This window comes from Luteimonas terricola, assembly GCF_004352845.1.
GTDB classification, from domain to species: domain Bacteria; phylum Pseudomonadota; class Gammaproteobacteria; order Xanthomonadales; family Xanthomonadaceae; genus Luteimonas; species Luteimonas terricola.
This window is the reverse complement of the sequence record NZ_SJRX01000001.1, coordinates 692,434-704,762: the sequence shown is the minus strand read 5'-3', so window position 1 is coordinate 704,762 and position 12,329 is coordinate 692,434. Positions and strand designations below refer to the sequence as shown.

At 70.3% G+C, this 12,329-nt stretch carries 11 protein-coding genes; 10 read left to right on the top strand and 1 reads right to left on the bottom strand.

Translation table 11 applies throughout. The features are described from left to right. Positions 1-153 precede the first annotated feature (153 nt). From fabD to E2169_RS03160, 10 genes are all read left to right on the top strand, one after another. Positions 154-1,098: an ACP S-malonyltransferase gene (fabD, locus tag E2169_RS03205; RefSeq protein ID WP_132985145.1), complete on the top strand. Its 945-nt coding sequence runs from the start codon at positions 154-156 to the stop codon at positions 1,096-1,098. A 178-nt stretch (positions 1,099-1,276) separates the two neighbouring features. Then, a complete protein-coding gene (fabG, locus tag E2169_RS03200) occupies positions 1,277-2,020 on the top strand; it encodes a 3-oxoacyl-ACP reductase FabG (RefSeq protein ID WP_132985144.1) in 744 nt (247 codons plus the stop codon). Between the two features lie 113 nt (positions 2,021-2,133). After that, positions 2,134-2,373, top strand: coding sequence for an acyl carrier protein (gene acpP, locus E2169_RS03195; protein ID WP_132985143.1), 240 nt, complete (start codon positions 2,134-2,136; stop codon positions 2,371-2,373). Between the two features lie 113 nt (positions 2,374-2,486). Next, a complete protein-coding gene (gene fabF, locus E2169_RS03190; RefSeq protein WP_132985142.1) occupies positions 2,487-3,725 on the top strand; it encodes a beta-ketoacyl-ACP synthase II in 1,239 nt (412 codons plus the stop codon). Positions 3,726-3,758: 33 nt separating this feature from the next. Further along, on the top strand, positions 3,759-5,129 hold the full coding sequence (locus tag E2169_RS03185; RefSeq protein WP_132985141.1) for an aminodeoxychorismate synthase component I: 1,371 nt from the start codon (positions 3,759-3,761) through the stop codon (positions 5,127-5,129). A gap of 72 nt (positions 5,130-5,201) precedes the next feature. Beyond that, a complete protein-coding gene (gene mltG / locus E2169_RS03180; protein ID WP_132985140.1) occupies positions 5,202-6,248 on the top strand; it encodes an endolytic transglycosylase MltG in 1,047 nt (348 codons plus the stop codon). Next, entirely contained in the window at positions 6,245-6,886 is a 642-nt protein-coding gene (tmk, locus tag E2169_RS03175; RefSeq protein WP_132985139.1) for a dTMP kinase, read from the top strand. The genes mltG and tmk overlap by 4 nt, the downstream gene beginning before the upstream one ends. Next, positions 6,883-7,926, top strand: coding sequence for a DNA polymerase III subunit delta' (locus E2169_RS03170; RefSeq protein WP_132985138.1), 1,044 nt, complete (start codon positions 6,883-6,885; stop codon positions 7,924-7,926). The genes tmk and E2169_RS03170 overlap by 4 nt, the downstream gene beginning before the upstream one ends. Then, a complete protein-coding gene (locus E2169_RS03165) occupies positions 7,923-8,282 on the top strand; it encodes a PilZ domain-containing protein (RefSeq protein ID WP_132985137.1) in 360 nt (119 codons plus the stop codon). The genes E2169_RS03170 and E2169_RS03165 overlap by 4 nt, the downstream gene beginning before the upstream one ends. Before the next feature lie 149 nt (positions 8,283-8,431). Then, positions 8,432-10,138 carry a tetratricopeptide repeat protein gene (locus E2169_RS03160; RefSeq protein WP_132985136.1) on the top strand — a complete coding sequence of 569 codons (1,707 nt, stop codon included), beginning with the start codon at positions 8,432-8,434 and terminating at the stop codon, positions 10,136-10,138. 63 nt (positions 10,139-10,201) lie between these two features. On the opposite strand, the gene E2169_RS03155 is transcribed toward E2169_RS03160, so the two are convergent. Beyond that, positions 10,202-12,256, bottom strand: a complete 2,055-nt coding sequence (locus E2169_RS03155) for a 3-hydroxyacyl-CoA dehydrogenase NAD-binding domain-containing protein (protein ID WP_132985135.1) — start codon at positions 12,254-12,256, stop codon at positions 10,202-10,204. Between the last annotated feature and the right edge of the window lie 73 nt (positions 12,257-12,329).

Here is a 12,329-nt window from a genome sequence, read left to right as displayed (position 1 = left end):
CGTTAATCCGTGGCAAAGGCTCTTTGCAGCGCTCCAGAGCACGTTGAGCTGCGGCAAGGGCAGGGTTCGCGGATCCGGTCAATACGGCCGGGTACAGACGAAGCGGGGCGTTCGCCCTTATCATCCTCCGGCTTTTTGAATTGGACCGTACGCTTGATCGCATCCCAGCTTGCTTTCGTGTTCCCAGGCCAAGGCTCGCAGTCCGCGGGCATGCTGGCCGACCTCGCCGCGCGCGGTACGGCGGTGCGTGACGCGTTCGCCGAAGCCTCGGACGGCGCGGGCATCGATCTCTGGGCGCTGTCGCAGGATGCCGACGACAGCCAGCTCAACCGCACCGAATACACCCAGCCTGCGTTGCTGGCGGCAGGCGTCGCCGTGTGGCGCGCATGGCAGGCCGCGGGCGGTGCCGCGCCGTCGGTGCTTGCCGGCCACAGTCTTGGCGAGTACTCCGCGCTGGTGGCCGCCGGCGCGCTGCCGCTGGCCGATGCCGCACGCCTGGTGCGCCTGCGTGGCCAGCTGATGCAGGACGCCGCGCCCGCCGGCACCGGCGCCATGGCCGCGGTCATCGGCGCCGAGGACGCGCTGGTGCGCGAGACCTGTGTCGAAGCATCGGGCGACGAGGTGGTGGTGCCGGCCAACTTCAACTCGCCCGGCCAGGTGGTGATCGGCGGCCACGCCGCCGCCGTCGACCGCGCCCTGGAGCTGCTGGCCGCCAAGGGCGTGCGCAAGGTGGTGAAGCTGGCCGTCAGCGTGCCCTCGCACACGCCGCTGATGCGCGAAGCCGCCAACCGCCTGTCCGAAGCGATGTCCGGCCTGTCCTGGAGCGAGCCGTCGCTGCCGGTGGTGCAGAACGTCGATGCCGAAGTGCACGACGGCGTCCACGCCATCCGCGACGCCCTGGTGCGCCAGCTCTACCTCCCGGTGCAGTGGACCGACTGCGTCCAGGCCCTGGCCGCCCGCGGCGTCACCCGCATCGCCGAATGCGGCCCCGGCAAGGTCCTCACCGGCCTCGCCCGCCGCATCGACAAATCCCTCGAAGCCCGCGCGCTCGGCACCGCTGCTGACTTCGATGCGGCCTTGGCAGAGTGGAAAAGCTGAATTTTTAGCCACGGATTTGCGCGGATTACACGGATCGGGGCGAGGCCAGTCCGAACACCGTGCTCCGCATCTGCTTTTTTCACAGAAGGATTTGCGGTGACAATCTTGCCTCGGCCCGATCCGTGTAATCCGCGCAAATCCGTGGCAAAAAAGCTCTAACTGACACAGGCGAAGACATATGACCCAGGAACTGAAAGGCGAGATCGCGCTGGTGACAGGCGCAAGCCGCGGCATTGGCGCGGCGATTGCCGACGAACTGGCCGCGCGTGGCGCGACGGTGGTCGGTACCGCGACCAGCGAGGCCGGTGCCCGGGCGATCGGTGAGCGGCTGGCGGGGCAGGGCGGCCACGGCCGCGTGCTCGACGTCACCGCGGCCGGCGCGATCGAGGCGCTGATCGACGCCGTGGGCAACGACATCGGCGCGATCTCGATCCTGGTCAACAACGCCGGCATCACCCGCGACAACCTGCTGATGCGCATGAAGGACGAGGACTGGCAGGCCATCCTCGACACCAACCTCACCAGCGTCTACCGCAGCAGCAAGGCGGTGATGCGCGGGATGATGAAGGCGCGCCGCGGCCGCATCATCAACATCGCCTCGGTGATCGGCGTGACCGGCAATGCCGGCCAGGCCAACTATGCCGCCGCCAAGGCTGGCGTCATCGCCTTCAGCAAGTCGCTGGCGAAGGAGATCGGCAGCCGGGGCGTCACCGTCAACGTGGTCGCGCCGGGCTTCATCGCCACCGACATGACCCGCGACCTGTCCGATGACATCAAGTCGGGACTGACCGCGCAGGTCGCGCTGGGCCGCCTCGGAGAGCCGGAGGACATCGCCCGGGCGGTCGCTTTCCTGGCCGGACCCGATGCCGGCTACATCACCGGTGAAACCCTGCACGTGAACGGCGGCATGTACATGCCGTAATGCAAGACGGCCGCCAAGTCCTTGAATGAAAAGGGACGGAATCGGCCCGTACCACCCCCACGCGAATCCCTTACACTACCCACCGCAACAGCCTCCACCGGAGCCAAATACCAATGAGCAGCATCGAAGAGCGCGTCAAGAAGATCGTCGTCGAACAACTGGGCGTCAAGGAAGACGAGGTCAGCGCCAGCGCCTCCTTCGTCGACGACCTGGGTGCCGATTCCCTCGACACCGTCGAGCTGGTGATGGCGCTCGAAGAAGAATTCGAGTGCGAGATCCCCGACGAAGAAGCCGAGAAGATCACTTCGGTGCAGCAGGCGATCGATTACGTGAAGGCCCACGTCAAGGCCTGACTCGCCAGGCGGCGCATCGCGCCGCACCGAGCACAAAACCCGGGGCCGCTGATGCGGCCTCGGGCGTTTCCGGCACGCCGCGCGGCGGCGTGCACAACCGTCCAGGAGCTCCCATGTCCAAGCGTCGCGTCGTCATCTCCGGCCTCGGCATCCTGTCGCCGCTTGGCAATGACCTGGCCTCGTCCTGGCAGGGCATCGTGGACGGCCGTTCGGGCATCGGCCCGATCACCAATTTCGACGCCTCGGCGTTCGCCACGCGCATCGCGGGCGAGGTCAAGGGCTTCGATCCCACGCAGTGGATCGCGGCCAAGGACGTCAAGAAGATGGATCCCTTCGTCCACTACGGCGTGGCGGCGGCGATGATGGCGCTGGCCGACGCCGGCCTCGACGTCGCCGCGGACGATCCCGAGCGCATCGGCGTGGCCATCGGCGCCGGCATCGGCGGCCTCAAGGGCATCGAGGAAACCGCGATCAAGTACCACGAGAGCGGCCCGCGCCGGATCTCGCCGTTCTACGTGCCCAGCACCATCATCAACATGATCGCCGGCCAGGTCTCGATGATGACCGGCGCCAAGGGCCCGAACATCGCCGCGGTCACCGCATGCACCACGGCCACCCACAACATCGGCCTGGCGATGCGCATGATCCAGTACGGCGATGCCGACGCCATGATCGCCGGCGGCGCCGAGTTCGCCACCACGCCCACGTCGCTGGGCGGCTTCTGCGCGATGAAGGCGCTGTCGACCCGCAATGACGAGCCCGAGAGGGCCTCGCGTCCCTGGGACGAGGGCCGCGACGGCTTCGTCATGGGTGACGGTGCCGGCGTGCTGGTGATCGAGGAATACGAGCGCGCGAAGGCGCGCGGTGCGCGGATCTACGCCGAGCTCGCCGGCTTCGGCATGAGCGGCGATGCGTACCACATGACCGCGCCCAGCGAGAACGGCGAGGGCGGCGCGCGCTGCATGGTGGCCGCGATCCGCGACGCCGGCATCGATCCCTCCGCGCTCGGTTACATCAACGCCCACGGCACCTCGACGCCGCAGGGCGATCTGGCCGAAACCATGGGCATCAAGAGCGTGCTTGGCGCGCATGCGCGCAAGGTGATGGTCAGCTCGACCAAATCCATGACCGGGCACCTGCTGGGCGCCGCGGGCGGCGTCGAGGCGGTGTTCTCGACCATGGCGCTGCACACCGGCGTCATCCCGCCGACCATCAACCTCGACAATCCTTCCGAGGGCTGCGACCTCGACTACGTGCCGCACACCGCGCGCGAAAAGCAGGTGGACGTGGCGATGTCGAACTCCTTCGGCTTCGGCGGGACCAACGGCAGCCTGGTGTTCCGCCGTATCTGATCACGGTGCCACCCCGGGGCGGCGGAAGTGCACATGACCCGCGTCCGCGCGCTGGCGCCCGGCATCGACCTGCTCGCACTGCAGCGGCACGCCCCCGGGCGCTATCCGCTGCTGCTTGAATCCGTCGCCTCGGGCACCGCCCAGGGGCGCTGGGACATGCTGCTGGTGGCGGATGGTGACCGCCTGTCGCTGGGGCGGGACGGCATCACGCGTCGTACCGACGGCACGCCCGCCGGCAACGACTTCCTGCGCGCACTGGACGCGGACTGGCAGGCCCTGCGCCAAGCGCCCCGGGCGTCTCCGTGGCCGTTCCAGGGCGGCTGGGCGCTGCTGCTGGCGTATGAGCTGGCCGCGGAGGTCGAGCCGGTACTGGACCTGCCCGCGGCCCGCGGCGAATTGCCGGTGGCCGTGGCCTGCCGCTGTCCGGTCGCGGTGTTGCGCGACAGGGTGAGCGGGGAGATGGTCGTGGTGGCCGAGGAGGGCGCTGAAGCCCTGCTGGATGCGGTCCTTGCCGACGCCGCGGCCGGCGCGCGCGCGTCGACCGGACGCGCCGGCGCGAAACCGCAGCCCTGGCCGGCCCTGCTCGCGTGCACGGAAGCACCGGGCGACGACTACATCGCCGCCGTCACCCGCGCGCTGGAGTACATCCGCGCCGGTGACGTCTTCCAGGTGAACCTGTCCCGCGCCTGGGAGGCGCGCTTCGACGCGCCGCTGGCACCGGCGGTTCTGTACGAACGCCTGCGCCGCGCCAATCCCGCGCCCTTCGCCGGCCTCTTCGACCTCGGTGCTGCTGGCGCCGTGGTCAGCGCCTCGCCCGAACGCCTGGTCTCGGTGCGCGGCGACATCATCGAGACCCGGCCCATCGCCGGCACCCGGCCGCGCCTGGAAGGCGACGACGAGGCGGGCCGCATCCGCGAGCTGATCGGCCATGCCAAGGAACGCGCCGAGCACGTGATGCTGGTCGATCTGGAACGCAACGACCTCGGCCGCGTCTGCAGCGCGGGCAGCGTCGAGGTCGATGAACTGATGGTCGTGGAGAGCTATGCCCACGTGCATCACATCGTCAGCAACGTCCGCGGCCGCCTGCGCGCCGATGCCACGCCGGGCGAGGTGCTGCGCGCGGTGTTCCCGGGTGGCACCATCACCGGCGCGCCCAAGGTGCGCTGCATGGAGATCATCGCCGAGCTGGAAGGCGTTGGCCGCGGCGCCTACACCGGCGCCATGGGCTGGCTGGACCGCAGCGGTGACCTCGACCTCAACATCCTGATCCGAAGCGCCGAGGTGTGTGGTGACGCGCTGCGCTTCAACACCGGCGCGGGCATCGTCGCCGACTCAGACCCGGAGCATGAGCTCGACGAGACCAGGATCAAGGCCCGCGGCATGCTGCAGGCGATCGGTGCCTGACCGGCACCGCGGCCGGCACGGTATCCTTCGACGCATGCATCCGACCCCCGACCGCACCGTCGAGACCGCGCCATGAAGGCGCTCAAGCGCATCGTCCTGGTCCTGTTCGTACTGTCCGCCCTGGCCGCGGGCGCGGCCGGCTGGTGGGCGTGGAGTGGCTTCCAGCGCTTCGCCAACGCCCCGCTCCCGGGCGTCGAAGCCGGCGACAACCTGATGGTGGAGCGCGGCGACACGCTGCCGCGCGTGGTTGCGCGCCTGCGCTCGCAGGGCATCGACGCCGGGCGGGACCTCGAATGGCGCCTGCTGGTGCGCCTGCAGGACACCGGGGGCCGCATCCAGGTCGGCGAGTACGCGCTGGAGCCCGGCATCACCCCGATCCAGCTGCTCGAGCACATGCGCGATGGCAAGGTGGTCCGCCACCATTTCACCATCGTCGAAGGCTGGAGCATCCGCGAGCTGCGCGCCGCGCTGGGCCGTGCCGAGCCTCTGGTGCGGACCCTGCACGAGGTCGATGACGCGGCCTTGATGGCGATGATCGGCCGCGAGGGCGTGCATCCCGAAGGCCGCTTCCTGCCCGAGACCTACGCCTACGACCGCGGCGACACCGACATCGACCTGCTGCGCCGCGCCGCCGCCGACCTTGATCGCGCCCTGGACGCGGCCTGGCAGGCGCGCGCGGACGGCCTTCCGATCGATACGCCCGAGGAGGCGCTGGTGCTGGCCTCCATCGTCGAGAAGGAGACCGGCATCGCCGAAGAGCGGCCGATGATCGCCGGCGTGTTCACCCGTCGCATGCGCATCGGCATGCGCCTGCAGACCGACCCGACGGTGATCTACGGCATGGGTGCGGGCTTCGACGGCAACATCCGCCGCAGCGACCTGCTCACCGACACGCCGTACAACACCTATACCCGCGACGGGCTGCCGCCGACCCCGATCGCGATGGTCGGCGCCCACGCGCTGCGCGCGGCCACGCAGCCGGAGGAGACCGACGCGCTGTACTTCGTCGCCATCGGCGACGGCAGCGGCCGCCATGTGTTCTCGCCGACGCTCCAGGCGCACAACGCCGCCGTGCGCCAGTACGTGCGCCGCTACCGCGAACGGCACGGCCCGCGATGAGCGCGCTGCCCATGCATCCGCGCCTGGTGTCGCTGGAAGGCGGCGAGGGCGCCGGCAAGACCACGGTGCTGGCCGCGCTGCGCGCGGAGCTCGAGGCTTCCGGCCGCGAAGTGCTCGTCACCCGGGAGCCCGGTGGGACGCCGCTGGCGGAGAAGATCCGCGGCCTGCTGCTGCACCCCGGCGACGAGGCGGTGTCGGCGGAGACCGAGCTGCTGCTGATGTTCGCCGCGCGCGCGCAGCACGTGCGCGCGACCGTGCTGCCTGCGCTTGAGCGCGGCGCATGGGTGCTGTGCGATCGCTTCACCGATTCCAGCTACGCCTACCAGGGCGGCGGGCGCGGGCTGGACCAGGATTTCATCGCCGCACTCGAGCGGCGCGTGGTCGGCATCCGCCCGGGCCTGACGCTGCTGCTCGACATCGATGTCGCGGCGGGACGCGCGCGCATCCAGGGCCGCGACCGGCGGCCCGACCGCATCGAGAGCGAGCGCGACGCCTTCTTCGAACGCGTGCGCGCGGCCTTCCTGGCGCGTGCCGCTGCCGAGCCGGAGCGCTTCCGCGTGGTCGACGCATCGCGCCCGGTCGACGATGTCGTGGCGGTGGCCGTCGCGGCGCTGCGCGACTTCACGGAGGCGGCATGAGCCTCGACGCCGCGCTCGCGCCCTGGCAGCAGCGCATGCACGACCACGCCGCCGCCGCGCTGGACGCGGGGCGCATGGGCCACGCACTGCTGTTCTGCGGCCCGGCGATGCTCGGCAAGCGGCTGGTGGCCGAGCGCCTCGCGCAGCGCGTGCTGTGCCTGTCGACCGACCATGTGGCGCGTCCCTGCGGGCAGTGCCGCGCCTGTACGCTTTACCACGCGCGTTCGCAGAAGGATCCGCTGGAGCAGCGCCCGGACGGTTCGCTGTCGCAGCCCTGGGGCCATCCGGGCCACCCCGATGCCATCTTCGTCGGCCATGCCTGGCGGCACACGCCGTCGCCGCCCCGGCAGATGACGGTGGTCCCGGTCGACCAGGTGCGCGAGCTGTCGGTGCGCCTGTCCACCACGCCGCAGTACGGCAGCGCCAAGGTCGCGATCATCGATCCGGCCGACGACATGAACGATGCCGCGGCCAACGCCCTGCTCAAGACGCTCGAGGAGCCGGTGCCCGGCCGCTACCTGTGGCTGGTCTGCGCCAATCCCGCGCGCCTGCCCGCGACCATCCGCAGCCGCTGCCAGCGCCTGGAGTTCCGCCTGCCGCCGGCCGACGAAGCGATGGCCTGGCTGAATGCGCAGGGCCACCCGGCCGCCGCGGCCACCGAGGCGCTGGCCGCCGCCCGTGGCCATCCCGGCCTCGCCGATGCCTGGCTGCGCGATGGCGGCCTGGCGCTGCGCCGGGAGGTCGCGGCCGACCTCGCCAAGATCGCGTCGAATTCGGCGTCGCCGCTCGAGGTCGCCAAGGCCTGGACCGCCGATGAACTGGCGATGCAGCGCCTGCTGCACGCGGCCGACCTGTCGCGCGACCAGGCCGTCGGCTTGACCGATCCGATGCGAATCCGGAAGCTGGCCGCCTGGTTCGATACCGCCAACCGCACGCGCGAGCTGCTGCGCAGCACGATCCGCGCCGATCTGGCAGTGGTGGACCTGCTGCTCGCATGGCGCGACGCGGCCGGCGACAAGGCAAGGGGAATGATGCGATGAGTGCAACCGGTGGTGGCGCGCGGCAGGGCATCCTGTCCCTGGCGGTCAAGGACAAGGCCCAGCTGTACGCGGCCTACATGCCCTACCTCAAGCACGGCGGCATCTTCGTGCCGACCACGCGCCGCTATTTCATCGGCGACGAGGTCTTCGTGCTGCTGACCCTGCCCGAGTCCAACGAACGCCTGCCCGCCGCGGGCAAGGTGGTCTGGGTCACGCCGCCGGGCGCGCAGGGCAACCGCACGGCCGGCATCGGCGTGCAGTTCGCCGACACCGCCGAAGGCGAGAACGTGAAGGGCAAGATCGAGACCCTGCTGGCCGGCACCCTGAACGCCGACAAGGCCACCCACACGATGTAACCCGGGCGCGCGCCCTTCACCCCGCCTGTGGGGGAAGGTGCCCTTAACGGGGGCGGATGGGGGGCAACCCCACGGAATCCTTCCCGGTGTCCGCCCCGGAATATTCCGCGCGTTGGTCAGGGAGTGTCATCCGTTGCAGGAGACCCCCCATGAACCTCCAACGCACCATCGCCCTTTCGTTCGCTGCAAGCCTGATCGCGACCGCCTGCATCGGCTGCAGGCAAGCGCCGCCCGTGGCGGCCGAGCCGGTGGTCTCGCCTCCGGAAATGGCGCTGGTCGGCGCGGTGCTGCTCGATGGACTGGGCAACTACAGCTTCCCGGTCACCAGCAAGCATCCCGACGTGCAGCGCTGGTTCGACCAGGGCCTGGCGCTGACCTACGGCTTCAACCACGACGCCGCTGAGCGCTCCTTCCTCAAGGCCACCGAGCTCGACCCCGAATGCGCGATGTGCTGGTGGGGTGCGTCCCTGGTGCTCGGGCCGCACGTCAACGCCGCGATGGACCCCGGCGACAGCGCCGACGCCTGGGACCGGCTGCAGCGGGCGCGCGAACTGGCACCCGGCGCCGACGCGCGCGAGCAGGCGTTCATCGAGGCATTGTCGACGCGCTACGCGACGCCAGCCGAGCCCCCCGAAGATCGGCGTCCACTGGACGAGGCGTATGCCAAGGCCACCCGGTCGCTGATGGCGCAGCGCCCGGACGATCTCGACGCCGCGGTGTTCCACGCCGAGGCGCTCATGGACCTGCAGCCGTGGAACTACTACGACCAGGCGCTGCGACCGAAAGGCCACACCGCCGAGATCGTCGATGTGCTGGAGTCGGTGATCGAGCGCAATCCCGAGCATGCAGGGGCCCTGCACCTGTACGTGCATGCGGTCGAAGCCTCGGCCGACCCGCAGCGGGGCGCCGTCGCCGCCGACCGCCTGCGTGATCTGGTGCCGGGGTCGGGTCACCTGGTGCACATGCCCGCGCACATCTATGCGCGGGTCGGACGCTGGCACGACGCCGTGCTCGCGAACCAGCGTGCGATCGAGGCCGACGACGCCTACCTCGCGATCTGTCGTGGCAACGTGCAGGGCGTGTACCCGCTGGGCTATGTGCCGCACAACCACCACTTCCTGTGGTTCGCGGCCAGCATGGAGGGCAACAGCGCGCTTGCCGGCGAGGCCGCGCGACACACCGCCGAGCGCACCGACCTGCAGGACCTGATGCGCCAGCCGGGCTTCGCCGGCCTGCAGCACTACTGGATGACGCCCTGGTTCGAGCGCGTGCGCTTCGGCCGCTGGGACGAGATCGCCAATGCGCCCAATCCCGCGCAGGACCTGCCCTATGTCACCGTGATCTGGAACTACGCGCGGGGCATGGCGGCCGTGCGGCAGTCGCGGCTGGACGATGCCGACGGGCATCTCGCCGCGCTGCGTCCGCTTGCCGCCGACCCGCTGATGGACGAGTTGATGGTCTGGGACCGCTATCCGCTGGCCCACGCGGCGCGGATCGCCGAACGCATGCTCACCGCGGAGCTCGCCGCCGCCCGCGGCGACGATGACGCCGCCGTGGCGGCGCTGCGCGAAGCAACGGCCATCGAGGACGGCATTCCGTATGACGAGCCGCCGGGCTGGCACGCACCGGTGCGGCACTCGCTGGGCGCGGTGCTGCTGGCCGCGGGGCGTCCGGGGGATGCCGAGCAGGTCTACCGCGAGGAACTCCGCCGCAATCCCGGCAACGGCTGGTCGCTGTTCGGCCTGGCGGAGAGCCTGAAGGCGCAGCGCAAGGCGGACGAGGCGGGCGAGGCGGACCGCCGCTTTGCCGAAGCCTGGAAGAACGCCGACATCGAACTGACCGCCTCGCGTCTCTGATCCCTTCCCCCCGCAATGCGGGGGAAGAGGGTCGGGCTTCGGGAGAGAGCGCAGTCTTGCGTTCTATTTCCGCAGCGCGGGTGAATCCCAACCCGGCCGCGGCGCGAAGCGGTCGCCGTGTGTCGCCTGCAGCGCCTTGAGCCGCAGCAGCACGGCATCCACGCCACTCTCGCGCAGGTACTGGATCGGACCGCCGCGGAACGGCGCGAAGCCGGTGCCGAAGATCACGCCCGCGTCGAGCAGGTCGCCGTCGGCCACCACGCCCTCGTGCAGCGCGGCGACGGCTTCATTGACCAGCGGCAGGATGAGGCGGTCCTCGAGGTCGGCCGGCACCTTGTAATCCTTGGGCACCTCGGGCTTCTTCGGCTTGCCGTCTTCCCAGGTGTACAGGCCCTTGCCGTCCTTCTTGCCGCGCTTGCCGGCTTCCGGTGGCGTCGACAGCGACGCCGGAACCGGCAGGCCGAGGAAGGGCGCGAGTTCGGCGCACACGCCGGTGGCTACGTCCAGGCCCACGGTGTCGATCAGCTCGATCGGGCCCATCGGCATGCCGAACTTCACCGCCGCGCGGTCGATCACCGCGCCCGGAATGCCTTCGGAGTACGCAGTCGCGGCTTCGAGCATGTACGGGAACAGCAGCCGGTTGACCAGGAAACCCGGCGTGCCGGCCACGGGCACGGGCAGCTTGTCGATCGCCTTGCAGAACGCGGCCAGGCGGCGCTCGGTGTCGGCGTCCATGGCGTCGTGGCGCACGATCTCCACCAGCGGCATCATCGCCACCGGGTTGAAGTAGTGCAGGCCGGCGAACTGCGCCGGGCGGACAAGGCCGGTGCGCAGCTCGTCCAGCGGGATCGACGAGGTATTGGTGGTGAGCAGGGCGTCGGCCTTGAGCTTCGGCTCCACGCCCGCGTAGAGCGCGCGTTTGGCCTCGGGCTGCTCGACGATCGCCTCGATCACGAGATCCGCACCGGCCACGCCTTCGCCGGCGAGGTCCGACTTCAGTCGCGCCGCGACCTCGGGCCGCTTCGCCTCCACCTTCACCTTCTTCGCGAACAGCGCCTGCGCGCGCGCCATGGCCTTGTCGATATAGACCTGCTCGCGGTCCTGCAGCGTGACCTCGAAGCCCTTGTATGCCGCCCAGGCCGCGATGTCGCCGCCCATCACGCCGGCGCCGACCACATGCACGCGTGCGATGCCACTGTCCTTGCCGCCCAGGGCCTTCAGCCGCTCCTGCAGGAAGAACACGCGGGTCAGGTTGCGCGCGGTCGGGGTGCCGGCAAGCTTCACCACGGACTTGCGCTCGGCCGTCAGGCGCTTCTGGATGCCGCCGCCGGTGCGGCGCCAGGTCTCGACCAGCGCATAAGGCGCGGGATAGTGCTCCCTGCGGGCCTTGCGCGCGACCTGCTTGACCAGCATCGGCGCCAGCAGCTGGCGCGCGGGCCAGATATTGGTGAGCCAGCCCATGAAGCGCTGCTTGAACGGCCGTACCTCGCCCTTCAGCGCAAGCGCGACCGCGGCCTCGACAAGCTGCGCCGGCTCCACGACCCGGTCCACCAGGCCGATGCCCTTGGCTGCCGACGCCGACAGCGTGCGCCCGGTGAGCATCATGTCCATCGCCGCCGGCGTCCCGACCAGGCGCGGCAGGCGCACGCTGCCGCCCCAGCCCGGGTAGATGCCCAGCTTCACTTCGGGCAGGCCGATGCGCGTGGACGGATCGTTGCTGGCGACGCGGTAGCGGCAGGCCAGCGAGATCTCGGTGCCCCCGCCCATGCAGAAGCCGTGGATCGCGGCCACCGTGGGGCAGGGCAGTTCGGCCAGGCGCTGGAAGGCCTGTTGGCCGCGGCGGATCGAATCGCCGATCGTGCCCTTGGCGTCGAACTCGGCGAACTCGCGGATGTCCGCGCCGGCAATGAAGCCGCGCGCCTTGCCCGAGCGCAGCACCAGCCCCTTCGGCGGGTCCAGGGCCAGGCGTTCGAGCAGTGCGTCGAGTTCGACCAGCACGTCCTGCGCGAAGGTGTTGACCGACTCGCCGGCGCGGTCGAATGTCAGCAGGACGACGCCGTCGGGGCGCTGCTCGGCTTGCCAGTGGCTGAAGCGCAGACCATCGAGGCCAGCAATCATGCGGAACCATCCGTCAGAGTACGGGGAACTGCCTATGATCCAGAGTCCGTTTCACCCGCGTCAAATGCCCCGG

Excerpts from the sequence above, each read along its gene's own strand:
- E2169_RS03185 (WP_132985141.1), top strand. The coding sequence starts at position 3,759 with ATGACCCGCGTCCGCGCGCTGGCGCCCGGCATCGACCTGCTCGCACTG.
- E2169_RS03165 (WP_132985137.1), top strand. The coding sequence starts at position 7,923 with ATGAGTGCAACCGGTGGTGGCGCGCGGCAGGGCATCCTGTCCCTGGCG.
- acpP (WP_132985143.1), top strand. The coding sequence starts at position 2,134 with ATGAGCAGCATCGAAGAGCGCGTCAAGAAGATCGTCGTCGAACAACTG.
- fabG (WP_132985144.1), top strand. The coding sequence starts at position 1,277 with ATGACCCAGGAACTGAAAGGCGAGATCGCGCTGGTGACAGGCGCAAGC.
- fabF (WP_132985142.1), top strand. The coding sequence starts at position 2,487 with ATGTCCAAGCGTCGCGTCGTCATCTCCGGCCTCGGCATCCTGTCGCCG.
- mltG (WP_132985140.1), top strand. The coding sequence starts at position 5,202 with ATGAAGGCGCTCAAGCGCATCGTCCTGGTCCTGTTCGTACTGTCCGCC.
- E2169_RS03160 (WP_132985136.1), top strand. The coding sequence starts at position 8,432 with ATGAACCTCCAACGCACCATCGCCCTTTCGTTCGCTGCAAGCCTGATC.
- E2169_RS03170 (WP_132985138.1), top strand. The coding sequence starts at position 6,883 with ATGAGCCTCGACGCCGCGCTCGCGCCCTGGCAGCAGCGCATGCACGAC.
- E2169_RS03155 (WP_132985135.1), bottom strand. The coding sequence starts at position 12,256 with ATGATTGCTGGCCTCGATGGTCTGCGCTTCAGCCACTGGCAAGCCGAG.
- tmk (WP_132985139.1), top strand. The coding sequence starts at position 6,245 with ATGAGCGCGCTGCCCATGCATCCGCGCCTGGTGTCGCTGGAAGGCGGC.